The sequence below is a fragment of the Lacinutrix neustonica genome (assembly GCF_026625145.1).
In the GTDB taxonomy this organism is placed as follows: Bacteria; Bacteroidota; Bacteroidia; order Flavobacteriales; family Flavobacteriaceae; genus Lacinutrix; species Lacinutrix neustonica.
The window spans coordinates 2,716,552-2,736,689 of sequence record NZ_CP113088.1 but is presented as its reverse complement, the minus strand read 5'-3'; the positions used below and the strand labels follow the sequence as shown (position 1 = coordinate 2,736,689).

Sequence of the window (20,138 nt, the reverse complement as noted above, 5' to 3'; positions counted from 1 at the left end):
CGTTTTAAAATTTACTTAAATACTGAAGGTTTAAAAACTGGTTCTCCACTTTAATTTTTTTTAAATAGTCTATTACTGAAAACAAGCTTTTAAACAAGGTTAATTTAGTTTCCTGTCGTTCTAAAGCTTCGATATTGCACCCTATAATCTCCTTTCGGTTTTCACTAATAGATTTAATCAATCCACTGAGACCATTACATTTAATATTTATCAAATTAGTGGATACATAACCAATACTTTTTAAAGTGAATTGATTAGACAGATATCTTGCTCCTGCCCGAACTGCTGCGACATCTGATTTAAACTTTTTAATGTCAATTATTGAAACATTTGTCATTCGCGTGTCTTTAATCTCTTTCAAAAGCTGGTAAGTATTGTCTTTGCTCGCATTATTCACTAAACAGAATTCAATATTATTTGCATAATCAAGCTGTTGAGCAAAAACCTTAGTATCAATATCCTCTTCATTGTTATGAAATATTATGATGATGCCTATGTTCATTTTATGTGATTTTATAAATATTAGTAATTAAGCCACTTTCATTTCAGTTGAAATCACCTTACTTCTGTCTAACTTTTTAGTTCTATAAACCCAGGCTATCTGTCCTAATTGCATCACTATTTTAAATGAATCTTTCATTGATAATTTTGACCCATCTGCATGAATCCATCTTTTTAAAGGTTGCTCACAAAGCATCGCTTTTGCTTCTTTTAATCCAAAATAAATACTCATTCTTTTAAAAATTTCAACGTCAAAAATCCATTGAGTTACAAACTTTTTATCAAAAGCAATTTCAATTACATCTTTATGGAAAATCTTTGCTCCACATTGTGTGTCTTTAAAATCCATTTTTAAAATCTTTCTGATGATAAAATTGATGGTTAAGCTAATTAGTTTACGAGCAGATTCTTTAGTGATATGTGCTCCCATTCTAGAAATTCTTGAACCACTAACAATTTTAAAATCAGATGTTTCAATTGTCTTTACTAAGTCATCGAAATCTGCTAAATCTGTTGATAAATCAGCGTCTAAAAATCCAACATAATCTAGATCATTTTTTTTAGCCATATGCAACATTCCTAAACGTACAGCTTCTGCTTTCCCTCCGTTTTTCTCACAGTCATAAACTGTAATAAAATCTTCTCTTCCTTTTTGTAAATTCTTTAAAACTTCTAATGTTTTATCCTTACTACCATCGTTTACAAAACATAAATGGTAACCCGAATTTTTATCTATATAGCTTAAAAATTCATCACTTAACAAACGCGCTTCTTCGTTATAACAAGGAATCACTACGCCTACACAGCGTTCTTGAATCATAACATCACTTTTTGTAATTGTGTTTTCAATTTTAGCCGCACCAATTAATCGTTTTACACGGGCACTAATCTCATTTAAACTTAATGGTTTTTTCATATAGTCGTTAATACCTAACTCAAAACCTTCTGTAATAGTTTCATCTTTAGTGTTTCCGAGACAAAACCATAATAGGAGTTTGAGAATTTTTAGATATTCTAATATGTTTTATAACCTCTAAACCTGAAACTTCCGCATATTAATATCTACTATTACTAAATCTGGATTGAAAGAATTATACGATTCAATCCCACTTTTTCCATCTGTTTCAATTTTTACTTCGTAACCCAATTCTATTAATCTTTTTTGTAAAGGAAGTAAAACTAATTGTTGATCATCGATTGCTAAAACTTTCATAATAAATTGTTTTTTCATGTTATTGATGGTTCAAAAATACCATGGAAGACGCTTTTGAAATTGTTATTTAGTTTAACCTATATCTAAGTGTCGACGAATGGCAGATTGCTGTAGTTAATTAAAAAATGAACCACTATTTAATTTATTTATCTTTACCATTATGTTACAGCTTAGGCTCTAAATGAAAGAAACCTCAAACAAATACTTAATCTCTGCGCTACTTTTAGGATTGGCGTTTCATGGTAGCACCATCTTTTTTACGTTGGAAACTACTTACGATGCTTTAATACATTTGTTTTTTGCAGATCATTATGCCAATAGTTGGTTTGAACCATGGAACTATAAATGGTACACAGGTTTTTCAGTAATGAGTTATCCACCATTAGTGCACCAATCTATGGCATTATTATCCTTAATCGGCGGATTAAAATTTGGATTATTTACTGTGGCGCTTATTGCTATAGTATTATTTATTACAGGCGTTTACAGGTTTTCATTACTAATGACAGCCAATAAAACGGTTGCTGGTTATGCTGCTATTTTAGCTGTGTTTTCTTCATCGTTTGTAGAAACCCTTCATATTTTCGGACAATTACCTAGCATTGTTGGTATATCAATATTAATGCATGCCTTACCAGTAAATTTATTTATGGCTAAAAACAGGTAAACTTTGGTACTTAGCAACCTCGTTATCTCTTATAGCTGTTACGGTTACTTCACATCATGTGACGCCAATTTTTGGAATGGTCTTTTTTATCTTTCCTTTAATAGGAATGGTAATCATGGATGTTTCCGAGAGAACAGGTTAACTCCATGAAAGAAGTCACTTTTAAAATCTTTTTAAAAAGTTTTTTTAAGCTCTTTAAACGTATTGTTAGTTTCGGGATGCTTTCCTTAGTTTTAATTGTAGGTTGTATTTTACCATATTGGATAAACTCTAAAGCCAATCCAATTACACAAGTACCCATTCCGCATGGCTCAAGAGATAATTTTCTTGAAATTACCTCATCAGGATTGGTGTTTTTCCTTATTCCCTGGGGAGTTTTACTTGTATTATTACCATACATTTTTTATAGGTATTATAGCAAACGTTACCTGTTTTTTGGTTTATCAATAACCATTTGTACTCTTTTAGGAACTGGTGGTACAACGACAATACCGTTAAAGATTTTAGGTGAAACTGCCTTTAATATTTTAACATTAGACCGTTTTACACTTTGGGCCTCCATCATGTCTTTACCCATGTTAGGCGAATTTGTTTATCGTTTTGTTGAAGGCGATTTAAAAGATCTTATCCAATCTAAATTTGGAGCTGTTTATCACAGAATTACTGGCGGAATATTAGCAGGATTATTCGTTTTTATGGTTATTTTTACTATGAGTTTAGGTTATTTCAGACCTTCACAACCACAAAAAATAAAGATGTTGCCTATCGTGAATTTCTTAAATCAAGATGATCATGATAAATGGCGATTTATTACTTTAGGTTTTGGCGATCAAATGGCCTGGTTAAGTACGCAAACCCATGCCATGACTGTAGATGGAAACTATCATTCTGCAAGACGATTACCGGAATTAACGACTCGACCTATTGAGCGTTTAGAGAATTCAAAATTTAAAGGTGTCGCAGGCATTGGCTCATTACAACAATTTTTAACAACCCCTGAAAAATACAATCTCAAGTATATATTTTCTAACGATAAATTTTACGATCCAATCCTCTACTTCTGTGGTTGGCAGCGCTTACGACAATTAGAAAATGGAATTATGGTATGGGAACGACTAAACGTTCCTCCGGTTTCCTCTATTTTACCAAAAGAAGATGTTGCAAAATGGCTGAAAATAATGTGGGGAATTATACCATTCTTAACCGTATTAATGGCCTTTATTTTAAACATACAAATGCTTTGGATAAATGCCTTAAAAACACGCATTAAAGCGCTTCCTGACTTTTTAAAATTTCCATCTACCTATATTAAATTCAATAGAAATATATTAAGAATTACACATATTTGGTCATTACTATTGGCTATTTTGGTTTGTTATGGCATCTATTTATTCTATTTAAAAAACGATTCGCAACGTAGTCCAAAAAATACCATTATTGCCTATTACGATGCCTTAGATTTTAAAGAATTTGAAAAAGCACACCGTTTAATAGATCCAAACAGTAAATTGCCAATTGAACAATACATGTTACAAGTTTCAGTGACGGATGGCTTATTGATTAGTTATGCAAAAATGGATGCTATTAAAACCGAAATTAATAAATACAACGATAGCACAGTAACTGCAAAGGTGACCAGTCAATGGATAACACCATTAGAGAAAATTGAAAAAGTGGATTACAAATCACTCTCCAAGCACAACGGTAAATGGTATTTACAACCAGACGATTTAAATAACGATGTGCCGCCGGACCAACTTTACTTTGCTAATACTACTCAATATTTTAATCAAGGTAGACGACGTATAACCACTGAACAAACCCACCATGAAGACGTACTAAAACAACCCGTTTTAGAAGTGCTTTCTGCAAAATTGGTAAAACATGAAGGTAGTTATGCTATTATTGGAGAAGTACAAAATATAGATAATGTGCCTGCTGATGTTATTTTAAAAGGAACACTTTACAATGACGATAATAAAGAACTGGCAACTTACAACGCAAAATATCATGTAAAACACAGGTTAATGCCGAAAGAATCAAGCAGTTTCCGAATTGATTTTGAAGGTATTGCCTGGTCAAAAACGCAAGATTCTATTCCGGACACCTTTAATCCGAGATGAGTTTACGCCTGTTGAGTTTGAAGAACAACCTACTAAATTCAACCTTCAAGCTGCTGGAAATGTATCTGGATCAGATTTGTATAAAAATGTGGTGTTAAGTGATATTTTAATTAAAGATGAAATTATTGACGGAAACTTATTTAATAGTGGTATCCAGGAAATCACTATACCTCAACTTTTAGTGAGCTATTATGACGAAAATAAAAACATAATTTGGGTAGACCATATGTTTATTAAAGAAGGTATAAGACAACAACGCAAACAAAATTTCAGATACCAGATTTTAAAAGACGGACAGATAAAAACTATTAATGATAGCATGAAAAATATCTTTGTAAATGGTTTGCCAAACGAAAGCATATCTAATAAAATAGTACCTACCGTAATTGAAAATCATAGCAATTCCCAATTACAAAAAATTGAACATTCAGACTATAGTTATATTAAAATTGAGATTAACACATATATTGGAAGCCCGAATTAATGCAATTTAAACTTACATACGTATTCCTTTTAGGTTTGATTTTATTAGCATCGTTTGCTGTTGTGCAAAAAAATGAAACTACTAATTCTTTTAAATTAATAACAACAGAAACAGAGTATGAAGTTGGTAACAGCATCGTTTTAAAATTTTCAAGCGCTCAATCTGAAAAACCTTTGTTGTATTGCTCGAATAGTTATGGTTCTACCTTGGTCAGTGCTTCCATAAAAAATGAAATTCTAGAATATACTTTTCCTAAAAATATCACTCAAAAAACAGGTATTGTTAATTGGACGTTATTAGAGGAAACCAATTCTATTTCAGGTCAATTCAACAACAATCCAAAGGCAGAAGTAGCTACTATAGAAACTTATATTGGACCACCTAGTATTGAAGCTGGCGGAACAGATTATACGATGTTGATTGTTATCCCAACAGATTCATTAGATAATCCTGTAACAACAAATACCTTGGTCAATGCAAAGCATCAGTTTTTAGATTCCGAAGAAAACGATCTCATTTTTACAAAAAACCTAATTGCTTATAAAAATATTTATTCCAAAAAGGAAAGCGGTCGTATGTTAGTGTCTTCAGAAAGTTTAGGGATAAATTCTAAGGAGTTTACCATAAATGTTTGGGCTACTATTCCTACTAACTTTACTATTTTAGCAAAACGACCACATGATTATGCAGATGGTAATCAGGTAACAACTTTTTCAACTTCAATTATAAAGGACAAACTTGATAATGTGGTTAGTGATGGCACCTTTGTTACGTTTTTTATCACAAATTCCAAAGGAAATATTTTAAAAACGACTGGAACAACAATAGATGGTATAGCGACTGCAAAAATGATTCATCCGGATTACCAGGCTAATTGGAGCATAAAGGCTTATGTTGAAGGAATGGCAGAAAGCAAAGTGATTACTTTAAATTACAAACAAGTTATTGACGATTTTGATGTTCTATTTTCAGAAAATAATCGAGATATAAAAGTTGGTCCTTTAAGAAGTTTTATGCAACAAATGATACCTGATGGCTTACAAGTAAAACTGCAAATTTATAAAGACAATACTCTTGTTGAAACTTATTTAAAAACATCATTTAACGGTTATGTCAACTTTAATTTAAAACCAGCCATTTTCAAAAATGGCAATTATAACTTTCGCATTCAAACTGCTGGAATAGAAAAAGAGTTTAATAATAAAAAACTATGGTAGGTCTTAACAAAAATATATTGCGTACCATATTAATAGCCTCATATATTATGATTGTAGCCTTAATTATTTCCGGCGTTAGTGCTTTATTTAGCTATCTAAATACAGGTGCAGATAGAAGCACCATGCTACACACCGAAATAGAAAAAGTAGAACAATATCTACCAAAAATGGTTTGGGAACCCTTACGCAATGAAGGTAGACCCATGGATAAAGAAAACTTAAATGCCATACAAAACGACTATTTGGACGCGTGGTATGTTATGCATGTTGCTTATAAAACCAACACAACCGAAGGTGTAAAAGATTATTTTACTGATAGTGCAAGAGAAAACATTTACAGTTTTATTCAATTAAATAAAGCCGAAAATACAACAATTGAATCTACGACCTTAAGCCACAATCCTACTTTAGAGTTTTTTAGCGAAGATGGGCAATTGGCTGTTATTACAGATCGAAATGTAGTAGAATATAAACGTATTTTTAAAGCTGAAAAATTAGTTTTAGAAACTACAGAAATAGTTACTTATAAGATTGTTTTTTTACTGGAAGATGGTTTTTGGCGCATCAGACACTTAGTAAAAGAAAATACCGAAGCTTATAAATCAAAATCTATAATAGCTGTAACAGATAGCTTAAACATTAAAGGGATTAACTATTACCCACAGGCATCTCCTTGGAATATGTATGGAGACAAATTTTCTAAAGACACCATTTTAAAAGATTTTAAAATAATAAAAGAGGCCGGCTTAAATTCGGTTAGAATTTTTGTGCAATATGACGATTTTGGAAAGGCAGAAGTCAATCCTGAAAAACTTGAAAAGCTTAAGCAAACTTTAGATGCTGCTGAAGAAAACAATCTTAAAGTAATTTTGACTTTGTTTGATTTTTATGGAGATTATTCGGTTTTAAATTGGACTTTAAACCTACGTCATGCAGAAAAAATAGTTTCCATCTTTAAAGACCATAGCGCTTTACTAGCCTGGGATATTAAAAACGAACCCAATTTAGATTTTGAATCTAGAGGACAAGATTTGGTGATTTCCTGGTTAGAAAATATGATAGATTTAGTAAAGTCGGTTGACGATAAACATCCTGTAACTATTGGTTGGTCTAACACACAAAGTGCTTCTATTCTAAATGACAAAGTTGATTTTGTTTCGTTTCATTATTATGAAGATTTAGATCTATTGGATGCTTCTATTAAAACGATGCAAAAAGACATTCCGGATAAGAAACTTGTATTACAGGAGTTTGGAATCTCTTCTTACAGTGGTTTTTGGAAACCGTTTGGTTCTTCAGAAGAAGATCAAGCCAATTACCACAAAAAAATCCAAGAGATTATTGCTGCTAACAAATTGCAATTTATGTCTTGGACTTTATATGATTTTGTTGATGTGCCAAAAGCTGTTGTAGGAAGCAGACCTTGGCGTCGTAATACCCAAAAACACTTTGGGTTTATTGATAAAAATGGGACAAAAAAGGCATCGTTTAAATATATTACTCAGCAGTAGCTGGTTCTAAAACAACTTTAGTCTGTGGTACTTTTATATTAATAATTTTATCGAAACTATTTAAGTACATGTTTGTTATTTTTTCCATTGGATAAGCTGTAGCTGCCTTATAATTTGCTTTTGCTATATTTAATCTGTGTGCTTCGTTTGTTACCAAAACTTCTATGGCTAATGCTAAACTAGCTACACTATTAGGCTCAAAAAACTCACCTTGGTATCCTTCATCTTTAACTAACAATGCTAAATCTCCTAAATCCGGCATTACCACTGCTTTCCCATAACTTCCTGCTTGATGTAAAACACCAGTAACTTCCTGTTGTAGAAGTGTATGGAAACACAACCACGGCACTTTCTTTAAATAAGGTTGGCACTTCGTGTTCTTCAACATAACCTGTGAATCTTACCTGTGGTACGTGTTTATAATCTTCCTGCACTTTTGCTAAATAACCTGGCACATTTGGGTTGTCTGTTCCCGCAATGACTACTTCTAAATTCAATCCGAGACGATTTTCTAACTTTCTCTACCGCTTCAATCATTGCTTCTACTTTTTTGTAGGTTCCAAATTTTCCAAAAGTCATAATTTTTAAAGGACCTTGTGGTAAATTATAATCAGGTAGTTCTGTACTTACTTCAAAAGTGCCATGTGGAATTAGAGTCACATTTTTAGCATTGTATTTTTTCTCTAAAATATCAACATATTTTTGCATTGTTACAGCTACCGTATCCGCTTGTAATATTAATTTTGTTAAGCTTGCACCTATAAAACCATATATTTTTTGCATGATTTTGTTAGTTGTAAATCCAGCATTTCCTAAATCTACTTCTTCTAAAATATTGTGTAATAATACGATATTTGGAATGCCTTTTAGTTTACAAACCAATGGTAACATTAAGCCTAAAGCTGCCGCTACTTTTTTGTCTCCAAACTTCATAAACTGTAAGTTGAATAATACGGCATCAGGTTGCGTCTTGTTAATGGCTTTAGTTACATTTAAAATGTTTGAATAGCTATTAAAGGCCCAACATTCTTTAACTATTATTTTACATCCATCTTCTGCAAATGCGATGTCTTTTGCTCCTTCTGTTTTATCGGTTAATAATATAATTTCTGTGATGCTTTCTTTTTGTCTAAAATGCTTTACTAAATGATAAGCATACTCGTTTAAAGTGACTTTACTTGGTGGGTAAGCGGTTACAATTGCTAGTTTCATGAGGTCTTTATTTATTATTTTTTAATATGCTATTTCTTAATCACACTACAAATTTGCATCATAACATCCAGTGAAGTTGCCAACTTTAGACAGATTGCAGGTTACTATAGACGAGTGGAAAGAAGGTATGGATTTACCATTGGTCGATACTTAATTATTACATGAAAAAGAAAAGGCTGTGGTTTAAAACCACAGCCTTTTTTATAAATAAAAAAAATACCGAATTTAAATGAGTTTATTTTTCGTTTCTCTGATTGATTACAAAGAATAACATTTGTACAACCAACAATAAAATCATAGCTATAATTTGCATGTATACCACTTGCTCTAAACTATTATGAAAAAAGACAACTAACACCATTTGAAGCATTCCGAAGACACCGTAAATTACTACTGGAATAAATTTATCTAAAGATAAATAGTAGTAAGCAAAAATGTTTGATATGGCAAACAAACCAGTTGCTAATGCGTACTTCCATAATAAAGGAGCTATTGCTAAATAGCTATCTCCAAATAATAATGTAATCGCAGTTTCGGAAATAAAGCACAACCAACTACTATTACTATTGCAATTCCTGCGATATAACCTACATATTTAAATAAAATTGGAGCTGTTGCTTTTCCTTCTTTTTTAAGTTGTACTACTGTTGGCAATAACAACATCACAAACATCCAGGCGACAAAGTAAACAATACGACCAATTAAGGCTAAGGAAGCATACAAACCAGCTTCGTAAGAATCGAAATAATGCTTTACTAAAAGAATATCACTGTTATTAATGATAATTTGAGTCAATTCATAAAAAGCTGTAATAATAAAAAAGCTACGTACTTGTTTTGAATTACTTGCACCAATAACAGCAGTTGTTTTGAAGGTAATATTTTTAAATTTAAATGGCACTAAACCAAATCCAAAAGAGATTAAAATTCCAATAGCAATGACAACAGAAGATTGAATATGAAATAAGAGGATTAAACCTAAGGTAATTAATAGTCTGCTTAACATTTCAGACTGATAAGTAATCGATAATAATTTGAATTCTTTCTTTCCTTGAAAGACACCTCTATTTACACTCATTAAAAAATATAAAGGCACACCAATACCAAAAATGGTAAACATGCTAGACGATGAGGTGTTAAAAACGTCCTGTAACTGTTTTGCAAAAACGATGATTAACGCTCCAAAACCTAAACCAAATAAAATTGCGTTTTTATAAATTTTTGAAATAAAATTTTTGAACGTATCATTTTCAAAAACAACTGAAAATTTTGCAGTTACCAATTGAAAAGTCATTGCAACAAAAGACAATACTAATAAAAAGGTAATTAAAACTGCTGCATCTGCAAATTGTATTGGTCCTAAAACACGACCTAAAATAAGATTGTACAAGTAGTTGCCTCCATTGACAGCTAATATACTTAGCATAAACAATTGTTCTTGAGTTATGTTTTTCGATTTTAAAATAGATAAAGCTTGCATCTTATTTGGTGTATTTATGTTTATTAATTAGGCGATATTTATGTATTGAAAATCTTCATAAATTTCTTCACTTCTATAACCAGAAACAAAAAATATCTTACAGTTAAGTGCCGCTTCTTTATACAACTCTTTTAATACAAACATTGCTGATACATCAATTTGAGTCACTCTATCTATATCTAACGTAACGTCTTTATAAGAATTTAAAATAAAATCAAAATGACTTTTAAAACTGTTTAAATTTGCTGTATTTAATGAACCTTCTAAAGTAATTGTGTTGTCTTGTTGTGTAATTGTAAGTGCCATAAGTAGTATTTTTTTAGGTGATTAGTATTAAGTTTGGGTTTGGGATTTTAATATTACATTAATGCTTCGTAAAGATCTTTACAACCATTGCCAACGATATAAAAAGGCTTATTCCACAATTTTGAATTGTTATACAATATTTTAAAAGCAGCAACACCTTTCGTGTCAATTTCTGTTACTTTACTAATATCAATGGTCAATCCTTTAAGCGAGTTTAGTAACAGATAAAATTGTGTTTTAAAATTACTTGCCGTTTCTAAATTAATTTTTCCTTCTAATGTGAATGTGTCGTCGTTTCTTAAAATTGTAAGTGCCATAATTGTTATTTTTAAATAGTTATTGTTCTGATTTCTGATACAAAGATGCATTTGAAACCTCCCAAAGTCGTTTGAATTTCGATGAGTAGACCATTGGTGTAGATGAATGAATGAATATGAATGCTTAACTTGCAAGTGATATAAAACAAGAACATGATATTCAAATCTTTTACCTTACTTAGTCTTTTATTAACTGCTGTTTTTGGCTTTGCCCAAGACATGCAGGAAGGCTTTACCTATTTAGAAACTGGTAAATACGCTAATGCGGAAACCTTTTTTAATAATATACTAAAAGACTATCCAAATAATAAGACGGCGCGTTTGTGTTATGGTCGCGCTATTGGATTAAACGGAAAACCAGAACAAGCCAATACCCTTTTTACAACCCTATTGGCAGATTACCCAGCAGATTTTGAAGTGAAACTAAATTATGGCGAATCTCTATTATGGAATAAAAATTACGCAAAAGCCAAAACCTATTTTAAAGGCTTAATAAACGAAGATCCTAAAAGCTTTCCAGCACTTTTAAGTTTTGCGAATACATTATCTAATTTAAAAGAATATGAAGAGGCTTTACTATATGTAAACAAAGCACTAGGCGTTTTACCGGAAAACCCAAATGCCTTAAACTCTAAAAAGTATATGTATTTAGGCTATGCCTATCAAAAACAACAAGCCCAACAGTACGATGACGCTGAAACCTTGTTAAAAGAAAACCTAATGCTTTTTGATAACGATATAGACACTTTATTAAACTTAGCAAACCTGTATTTAATTACCAGTCGGTTAGACGATGCCAAAGTTACCTATAATTTACTCGCCGAAAATCCGTGAAAACAAAATAACAGCATTAAACGGATTAGCTTTAGTCTCACATTTAAACGGAAAAGAAAAAGACGCTTTACAATTAAGTCAACAAGCTTATGAAAATTTAGACGCTTCAACAGTTGCTACACTAACACAACAAACGACAGAGCGTTACGCACAAGCCTTAATTTGGAATAAAAAATATAAAGCGGCAGATACACTTATCGAAAAATTAATAGAGACTAACGCAAACGACAATTGGGTTTTGGCCTTACGTGCCACACTTAATATTTACAAAAGTAACTTTAAACAAAGTGTAAAAGATTACGACCAGATTTTGGTAAACGATAGTAGCTCTTTTGATGGTAACTTAGGAAAAGCCAATGCTCTAAAGGCCTTAGGTTTTTATGATAACGCTTACACCTCTGCTGAAAACACCTTGAAGTTTTATAACAACCAAAAAGATGCGACTAATTTTATAAATAATCTCAACACGACGTTTACACCTTTTTACGAAGCAAAAGCCTCTTATACTTTTGATAATGGAGATAATGAAGCGTTTGCGTTTAATAACAGTACTGAATTTCCATTCTCGACAAAATTTAAACTCTTAGGTAGCTATAATTACAGAAGCACCACAAATGCCGTGACCAATAATGACGCCACTTCTAACGATTTTAGTTTAGGTTTGGCCTACCAATTATTACCTAACGTGACCTTTAAAGGTACTGCCGGAATCACAGCAGCGAAAGCAACAACTAACGCGTATACACAACTATTAACAGACCTCTCATTTAATATTAAACCGTTTAAATTACAAGATTTAACTATTGGTTACAAACGCGAATTACAAAGTTTTAATGCAGAGTTATTAGATCGCGAAATCGTACAAAATAACTTTTACGCTAACTATAGCTTAAATACTAATGTTAACTTAGGCTGGTTTACACAATACTTTTACACGAGCCAAAGCGATAATAATACCGTAAACCTGTTATTCACCTCTTTATACTATAATATTTTACCAAAACCATCGCTTAAAGCAGGTGTAAACTACCAATACATTACGTTTAAAGACCAGATACCAACCATTTATTTTTCTCCGGAATTCTTTAATGCTGCAGAGGTTTTTGTAAATCTTATAAAAGATGAAGCCATTGCTAAACCTAAAGCATGGTTTTACGAGCTAACTGCTGCCACAGGATTACAATATATAGAAGATGATAGTAGCCAAAGCACCTATCGTTTTCAAGGCAAACTGGGTTATAAATTCTCAGAGCGTTGTTTAGCGAACCTATTTGGTACTCGAAGTAACATTGCCTCTGCAACTGCTGCTGGTTTTACTTTTAATGAGGTTGGATTACGTTTTAAATGGTTGTTATTTGATGGACCTGTTTTTAGGGAGTAGAGAATGATTTCAAATTTTAAAATATGCTCTGATATTAGAACAATCACTTTTTGGTATGATAAGAGTTCTAGTGAAGAATCTATCATATATAAAAAAAATAATCTTTTGTATTACCTACTAAGAAATATTTATCCTCTTTAGTATCTATTTTTTTATTTTCATATATAAATGAATAAAAATCTAAATTATTTTCTTTCCATTTAAAAGTCATATCAGCAGATTCTTTATACAAATCCAATTTCATTAAAAATGCTTGTGTTAATGGTTCAAGTGTGGAAAGACCAATTAAGAAAAACATTATTAAACTAAAAGCTTTAAGTTTATCTGAGTAAATACTCAAATAAATAGATGAAAAAATAAATAACATCGTTATAAATGAAACCGGTTTTTTAAGTATAAAAAAGTACACAACGAATAATGTTATTATTAAGATCCATTTAATTAAACTTGTATACCAATTCTTTTTAATTTTATCAAAAACAAACGCAAAGAATAAATAATAAATACAACAAAAATTATTGTATGATTTAGAAAGGAAATAATAGTGTCTTGTATATCAACATAGCTCAATATATTAACACCAAAAGAACCATACCAAATCGTGTCTTTAACAATGGCACACACATAAAGAAGACTAACTATCCACACTTTATTTTTAATAAAATAAATATACCCTTTTCTTAAGTTTACTAATCCTCTCATTATATAGTTTGATTACATCCTAAATATACCAATTAAAACAAAACCATTAATATCACGAAAAAGTACAAAAGTTTCTATCATTCAGAGCGTAGTGAAGAATTTTTAAAATTATTCTATGATAGATTCTTCAATCGTACCTTCTTCCAAATGATAATATCAAATAAAACATCCTTCAAAAAACGCCATAAAAAAAGGCAAAAGAAGAATCTTTTGCCTTTAAAGTTAACTATCGATTAAGTTTACTTAATCACTAATTTCAAGGGAGCGTATTGTTTTTTTGCACTTAGCACTTTACATACGTAAAGTCCTGAATTTAAGTTTTGTTTGATTATAGGAATTTGGTTTCTACCAACTTGCGTTTTTACCGTCTTTTCAAATACTATGTTACCTAATGTGTTATAGATAATTAATTGAACTGTTTCTGTTTGGTTTGTTGTAAAATATAAATTTGAGGTTTCAGTCATTGGGTTTGGATACACTGCTAATGTATTTGTATCTGTTGCTGTTTCAAAGGTATCTGCAGATAAGGTGTTGCCTGTAGAGAAACTTATATCTTGTAAATTCATGGCTTTACCTCTAAGTATACCGTCTTCACTTACCATAGTAAAAACTATTGTTACAGCATCTTCTAAGTTCATACTTGTTCCATTTGTAGCGGTAAAGTTTGAAAATGGAATAACAAAATCCTGAAAATCATCTGTTAACACAACAGTAGTTTTGTATTGCTCTTCCCAATTAGTAATACTCTGCTTTACAAATGCAATCTCTAAGTTCCCTGTTCCCGATGCTTTTAATTTAAAACTGTCATAATCTGATAAATCTACAGGTTTAAATCTTGGCGTTAATGCTCTGTAAGCAGCCACATAACTTTGTGTTGTTGCTGTTAACAAAACGTTTCTTTCAATAAGGAAATCTTCAACGTCAAAGCTATTTGTATTTGGTGATACTGCATAAGTCATGACTGTCGTTCCGTTTTGAGAATCGTCGATGCCCCAAGGCCCATCTGACAGGAATAAATCGTCCGGTGTATTTACGCCATCTCCTATTCTAAAACCTATATCAAATAAGTTACCTGTTGGTAATTGAATGTCTGTAATATAATTTTTATTTAAATTTAAATTCGCTGTTGAGTAATTGAAGCCATTGGTTTCTGTGATTCTAAAACGCGAATCAACAGTGACATCTTCAGTAGCATTCGTATTTATTATTTGAAGATCTAATGCGCCATTATTATACTTTCCTTTTCTAACAAAAACCGTTGGAGGTGCAGAGAGTTGGTACCCGGAAATTGGTTTTTCTGTATTTAACAAATTCAATACTTCCTGCGCTAAACGATATAAATCGTCTATAGAATCAGACCAGATTTGGAAGTTATAAAACGTCACATCTGCCTGGTATAAGTCTAAATTCCAATGGCTTTCAATAGTAAAATTAGCATCGCTGTTTTCTACCTTAGCAGATAAGCTCAACACATATTCAAAACTACCCTCTGCATTTTTAATAATTGATTTTATAAAGGCTTCTCCATTAATATCAATTGTTGACACAGAAATTAACTCTGCTCCCAATAATCTGTCACAAATATATTTGGTGTGTTCGTATACGCCATTTTCTGTTTTTAATGCTAAGATTGAGGCTATTGAAGCATCGTTTTGTATGTAGTCTACAGAATACACTTCAGTTGCATTAGTGATGTTTAACAAGTCTAAAGGTGTTGAGTCAATAGCATAATCTTCATTAATAGTTGTTAAAGGGATAAAGTCTTGTAATTGAAACCCAGTAAATGCGTTTTTTTGTGATTGTTGCGATGCTTTCGTTAAGCGTCGTGCCGTTTTTAAATTGAATTTATAACTGTTTTTTGCACGGTTAAAGTTACGTCTGTTTATGGCTTGAGATAAACGACCATTACTCTCTAAACCACCTTCGTTAGCGGTTGTTGGAGGCGCAATAACAGCACAATTTCCAAAACCTGAGCATGAAGGGTCTTCGCAATCTATTAATCCATCGCCATCATCATCAATGCCATTATCGCAAATTTCTTGTAATACTGGAGCTGTAGGACAACGTGCACCATCATTACTAGCGCTTGATGGACCAAAAGCAAATAAGTTAGAATCCATACCATTTATTCCGTTTAAATCTTGCACATTTTGAATCACATATATAGTACCTGTTTGATTTGCTGAGACATAAAAACGGCCTTCAGAATCAAAATAAACGGCGCCATAAGTATAGTCTAGTCCTGATAAAATAGGGACTACTCCCATGCTTTCTACAACACTCGTTGTTGGGTTTATACGATATAAAATATTGGTGCTTTTTTCTACAGCATATAAATTACCATCTACAGCATTAAAAGCCCAATCATGAATATTGACATTTTGTGATAGCGTTTCAGCAGACATGTATTGGGCATAGGTTGATGATGTAGGATTAAGATCTACTTTATAATACTCCGTTCCGCCGCCTTTAAAATAATAAATACCTTGAGGATTAATATCGCCAACGTATTTTCCACTAGTTGGTAATTCAGGTAAGCTAAAAGATGTTGTTTGAAAATCTTTACCAATTCTTACAATGGTTTGTGTAGGTGAGCTTAAATAACCCCAAATAAAACCATCTGCAGGATTATAAGCTGCTGCGTTAATGTTTCCTGGTGTTATATCTGATGCTGCCGAGATAAGAATTACGAGACGCTAAATCTATTGCGTAAACATCATTATACTGAAATAGATAAGCGCTGTAATCACAATTAAAAGGGATATTTTGAGCTTGAAATTTAAAACTGAACAAAATTAATCCTGTTAATAAAATTTGGTTTCTATGGGAAAGTATTATTGCTATCATAATATATCTGTTTCTGTAATTTGAAACAAAACTAATATGATCAACAAATCTATTTTTTTCTTTTCGTTTGAAAAGCTTTTTTACTGTGACAGAATACTATTTACTGTAGACGAATGGTTTAAAGCAAATTTAAGCGTTTCATTAACTCCTGGTCTATTAGAACGACTTACAGGAATAACGTCTTTTTTAATTAACACACTATTGTCTTCAATATCAATAATTTTTTTTATATTAATGATATAAGAACGGTGTACTTTTAAAAACAGGTTGTCAGGTAATTTATCTTCAATTTTTTTTAATGTAGAATGTACTGTATAGTTTTTATCTTCGGTTTTAACTTGAATATAATCGCCTTTTGCTTCTACTAAATAAATACTAGAAATGTCTATTTTAATTAAACGTCTGTCTATATTAACATATAAATCGTTACCGGAAGTGGTTTCTACTTTTTCAGCAGATGATTCTTTTACTACTGAATTACTTTGTTTCGCTTCTGCTTTTTGAATGGCTTTATCAAAACGTTCTTGAGTAATTGGTTTTACCAAATAATCTACAATACAATTGTACTCAAACGCTTGAATAGCAAAATTTGGGTCTGAAGTGGTTAATATTATTTTCGGTGGATTTTTTAAGGTTTCTATAAAATCAAAACCTGTAAAATCTGGCATGTGTATATCTAAGAAAATTAAATCAACTTCGTTTTGATTTAAATACTTTATGGCTTGCATAGCGTTAGGAAACTCTTCTAAAACATTTAGATTTACTACACTGGAGCACAATTGAGTAATGATTAGTCTTGCGGTAGCTTCGTCATCAATAAGAATGCAATTCATAAGTAATATTTATAGAGTCTCTAGATATTTGGTTATGTTGTTTAAAATAGCTTCAAAGTCTTCTTTTAAATTAGAATTACGTTCTAACAAGTTTTCTTCGTAAGCCACTGCGACCTCATAACTTTCTTCGAGTCCTAAAATACTAATTTTATGTTTAAGTTTATGCACATTGTCTGCTGCTAACTTAAAGTTTTTAGCATTGTAGTTGTCAAAATACACTTGTTTCTCTTCCGGAAACTCTTTTTTGATGACATCTATAAGTTTTTGTTTAAACACCTTGTCGCCTCCGGACAAGCTGTTAATGTAGGTTTGATTAGGTTGTTCCATTTGGGGCTTTTTTTAGTGTGAAATAAAATGTGGTTCCAATATCAATTTGAGATTCAAGCCATATTTTTCCACCATATAAATCGACTATTTTTTTTACAATTGATAAACCGATTCCTGAAGATTCCGGATTATTCTCAAGTTTTTCAAAGGTTTTAAATATTTTATCAAAATAGACTTTTTCAATACCATTACCATTATCTTTAATGTAAAATTGCCAAAATTGGTCTTTATCTTTTGACCCAACTTCAATAGTTCCTTTAGCTTTTGTATTATAAATTATAGCGTTTCCTATTAGGTTTTGAAACAATTGTTGCAACCTGTATTTATCACCTTTAATTGTAGGCAAATTATTTTTTTTTAAGGTAATATGTTTAGGCACTTGAAGTATTTTTTCTATGTCGTCTACTAATTTATCAATATCTACATCATAAATCTCTATTTGGTTTTTACCAATTGTAGAGTATTCTAAAATACCATTTATTAAAGTATCCATTTTTTCTACATTATTCCTAATTAGACCCAGTGTTTTTTGTCCATTATCGTCAAAAACACTGTCATAGTCTTCTTTTAACCAAGCGGTTAATGTGTCTATACTTCGTAAAGGCGATTTTAAATCATGAGATACCATGTGTGCATAATCACTAAGTTCTTGATTTTGATGTGCTAGCTCTAACAATAAAGTTTCTCTTTGTTTATTTATTTCTACAATTTCTTTTGTTTGATTATCTATAAAATCGACCAGTTTTAAACCATCAAGTTCGATATTGTCTGCTGTCTTATTTACTGGTAAATTATAAAATTTTAAGGTGTCTAAAACCCGTTTTAATTTATCTATAACTACTTGTTGTGCTTTTGCTTCTTGTTTTAATTGTTGATTTGCCTCAAACAACTCTTCAGAACTTATAGTCATGGCACGCTGCTGCATAGTGAACTGATCTTCAAAAGTAACATAAGAGCTATTTACAGCTTCTAAAAACTTTTTTATGTCTTTACTTTCTGCTAATTCTTCAGATAAATATTTACGTATTTGACGTTTTAGTAATGAGTTCATTATTCGCTTATTAGCGTTATAGTCATGGTTTGATTATGTAATTGACAATTTGTTTCGCCATGAAAAGGTGCTATTTCTCCATAGGAATAAAAGCCACAAATTGTGGTGTCTTTTCCCACAACATCCACTACTTCTTCTATCTCTTCTTCCACGCGTTGGTCTAACACTAATTTTCTACCAATACAACTTACCAATAATGCTAATTGTGGTTTGTTTTTTCTTAATTCTAATGCTTGCCTTGCTGCACGTTCAGAAGCATTTGCAATATTATCCACATTAGTCATCATGAGTTGTACTTTAGAATTTTTTGGAATATCTCCAGCCAAAATCATAGTATTATCTTTTTCGTTTATATTTAAAATAGTACGTACAAAAGACTGTTGTTCATCTTCTGTTTTGACATTTAAAGGATACAATAATGCAGCTCCCGGAAGGTCTTTAGACTTATCTCCTAAATATTTTTTATATAAATCCAAAGCAGGTTTACCATCTAATTCATACAACACATTAGATTTAGATTTTGTTACCACACGTTCTCGTCCAAAAGGTGTCCAACCACCATGAATAGAAAATGAAGCCTCAAAAGTGTTTCCATAAAAACCTATGGCAACAATTTCACCAGGTTTAGGGTTTTTGTTATAGGATGCTACTGTTTTTTCAAAACGTGCTGCATCACCACAAAGGCCGCCTGTAATTAATATATTTTTTTGAGTGGCAGCATTCATCCCTTTCGTTAGCTCGCTTCCATTTATAAAACTACCTTCAGCAATTACAAAAATATGTTTTAGATTATTTGTAGAAAACTCGCTTATTAAATCTTTTCCTGTTTTATAGCTATCTAAATCTGCATGTAAAACATTACTTGTCTTAATTTGAAAAGTACTTTTTTCAAACTCTATAGCTGTAATAGTTATACTTTCATCATCTACTGTATACGCAGTAATATCTCCACTTGTAGACCCAAAAACCAAATGTCCATCTTGAAATAAATGTCTAACTTGATTGTAGATCGAAGCGTCTTCAAGCATATATCTATTTCCTAAAATTAAAACTAATGGGTTTTTTAAAACTATTTTAGGAGATAAATACTCCCAGTCTTGATCTTTTCTTTTCTTAATCTGTACAATTTTCAT

The 20,138-nt window shown here is 31.4% G+C and carries 10 protein-coding genes and 6 pseudogenes; 4 read left to right on the top strand and 12 right to left on the bottom strand.

Features of this window, described 5'->3' with window-relative positions; translation table 11 throughout:
• Positions 1-4: 4 nt before the first annotated feature.
• Complete coding sequence (locus tag N7U66_RS14925; protein WP_267675963.1) at positions 5-502, bottom strand: glycosyltransferase; 498 nt, start codon at positions 500-502, stop codon at positions 5-7.
• A gap of 27 nt (positions 503-529) precedes the next feature.
• Positions 530-1,714: pseudogene (locus N7U66_RS14920) on the bottom strand (response regulator).
• 181 nt (positions 1,715-1,895) lie between these two features.
• Here N7U66_RS14920 and N7U66_RS14915 point away from each other — a divergent pair.
• The 3 genes and pseudogenes from N7U66_RS14915 (at position 1,896) to N7U66_RS14905 (ending at position 7,716) form a co-directional block, all read left to right on the top strand.
• Positions 1,896-4,988: pseudogene (locus N7U66_RS14915) on the top strand (hypothetical protein).
• The gene (locus tag N7U66_RS14910) at positions 4,988-6,205 is read left to right on the top strand and encodes a hypothetical protein (protein WP_267675962.1); all 1,218 of its coding nucleotides are present in this window, start codon (positions 4,988-4,990) and stop codon (positions 6,203-6,205) included. The pseudogene N7U66_RS14915 and the gene N7U66_RS14910 overlap by 1 nt, the downstream one beginning before the upstream one ends.
• Positions 6,199-7,716 carry a DUF4434 domain-containing protein gene (locus tag N7U66_RS14905; RefSeq protein ID WP_267675961.1) on the top strand — a complete coding sequence of 506 codons (1,518 nt, stop codon included), beginning with the start codon at positions 6,199-6,201 and terminating at the stop codon, positions 7,714-7,716. The genes N7U66_RS14910 and N7U66_RS14905 overlap by 7 nt, the downstream gene beginning before the upstream one ends.
• On the opposite strand, the pseudogene N7U66_RS14900 reads toward N7U66_RS14905, so the two are convergent.
• From N7U66_RS14900 to N7U66_RS14885, 4 genes and pseudogenes are all read right to left on the bottom strand, one after another.
• Positions 7,703-8,928 (bottom strand): annotated as a pseudogene (locus N7U66_RS14900) (glycosyltransferase). The gene N7U66_RS14905 and the pseudogene N7U66_RS14900 sit on opposite strands and share 14 nt — an antisense overlap.
• Before the next feature lie 235 nt (positions 8,929-9,163).
• Positions 9,164-10,407 (bottom strand): annotated as a pseudogene (locus tag N7U66_RS14895) (oligosaccharide flippase family protein).
• A gap of 27 nt (positions 10,408-10,434) precedes the next feature.
• Complete coding sequence (locus N7U66_RS14890; RefSeq protein ID WP_267675960.1) at positions 10,435-10,713, bottom strand: STAS domain-containing protein; 279 nt, start codon at positions 10,711-10,713, stop codon at positions 10,435-10,437.
• Between the two features lie 53 nt (positions 10,714-10,766).
• Entirely contained in the window at positions 10,767-11,030 is a 264-nt protein-coding gene (locus tag N7U66_RS14885) for an STAS domain-containing protein (RefSeq protein ID WP_267675959.1), read from the bottom strand.
• A 153-nt stretch (positions 11,031-11,183) separates the two neighbouring features.
• Between N7U66_RS14885 and N7U66_RS14880 the strand changes: the two are divergent.
• Positions 11,184-13,245: pseudogene (locus tag N7U66_RS14880) on the top strand (tetratricopeptide repeat protein).
• An 82-nt stretch (positions 13,246-13,327) separates the two neighbouring features.
• Here N7U66_RS14880 and N7U66_RS14875 read toward each other — a convergent pair.
• From N7U66_RS14875 to N7U66_RS14850, 6 genes and pseudogenes are all read right to left on the bottom strand, one after another.
• On the bottom strand, positions 13,328-13,543 hold the full coding sequence (locus N7U66_RS14875; RefSeq protein WP_267675958.1) for a hypothetical protein: 216 nt from the start codon (positions 13,541-13,543) through the stop codon (positions 13,328-13,330).
• A gap of 643 nt (positions 13,544-14,186) precedes the next feature.
• Positions 14,187-16,559, bottom strand: a complete 2,373-nt coding sequence (locus tag N7U66_RS14870; RefSeq protein WP_390886659.1) for a DUF6923 family protein — start codon at positions 16,557-16,559, stop codon at positions 14,187-14,189.
• 353 nt (positions 16,560-16,912) lie between these two features.
• Positions 16,913-17,627, bottom strand: a pseudogene (locus N7U66_RS14865) (LytR/AlgR family response regulator transcription factor).
• A 9-nt stretch (positions 17,628-17,636) separates the two neighbouring features.
• On the bottom strand, positions 17,637-17,954 hold the full coding sequence (locus N7U66_RS14860; protein ID WP_267675956.1) for an Hpt domain-containing protein: 318 nt from the start codon (positions 17,952-17,954) through the stop codon (positions 17,637-17,639).
• A complete protein-coding gene (locus N7U66_RS14855) occupies positions 17,941-19,005 on the bottom strand; it encodes a sensor histidine kinase (RefSeq protein ID WP_267675955.1) in 1,065 nt (354 codons plus the stop codon). Before N7U66_RS14855 ends, N7U66_RS14860 begins: the two co-directional genes overlap by 14 nt.
• Positions 19,005-20,138 (bottom strand): FIST signal transduction protein, encoded by a 1,134-nt coding sequence (locus N7U66_RS14850; protein ID WP_267675954.1) that lies wholly within the window; start codon positions 20,136-20,138, stop codon positions 19,005-19,007. The genes N7U66_RS14855 and N7U66_RS14850 overlap by 1 nt, the downstream gene beginning before the upstream one ends.

Excerpts from the sequence above, each read along its gene's own strand:
- N7U66_RS14925 (WP_267675963.1), bottom strand. The coding sequence starts at position 502 with ATGAACATAGGCATCATCATAATATTTCATAACAATGAAGAGGATATT.
- N7U66_RS14910 (WP_267675962.1), top strand. The coding sequence starts at position 4,988 with ATGCAATTTAAACTTACATACGTATTCCTTTTAGGTTTGATTTTATTA.
- N7U66_RS14905 (WP_267675961.1), top strand. The coding sequence starts at position 6,199 with ATGGTAGGTCTTAACAAAAATATATTGCGTACCATATTAATAGCCTCA.
- N7U66_RS14890 (WP_267675960.1), bottom strand. The coding sequence starts at position 10,713 with ATGGCACTTACAATTACACAACAAGACAACACAATTACTTTAGAAGGT.
- N7U66_RS14885 (WP_267675959.1), bottom strand. The coding sequence starts at position 11,030 with ATGGCACTTACAATTTTAAGAAACGACGACACATTCACATTAGAAGGA.
- N7U66_RS14875 (WP_267675958.1), bottom strand. The coding sequence starts at position 13,543 with ATGTTTTTCTTAATTGGTCTTTCCACACTTGAACCATTAACACAAGCA.
- N7U66_RS14860 (WP_267675956.1), bottom strand. The coding sequence starts at position 17,954 with ATGGAACAACCTAATCAAACCTACATTAACAGCTTGTCCGGAGGCGAC.
- N7U66_RS14855 (WP_267675955.1), bottom strand. The coding sequence starts at position 19,005 with ATGAACTCATTACTAAAACGTCAAATACGTAAATATTTATCTGAAGAA.
- N7U66_RS14850 (WP_267675954.1), bottom strand. The coding sequence starts at position 20,138 with ATGAAAATTGTACAGATTAAGAAAAGAAAAGATCAAGACTGGGAGTAT.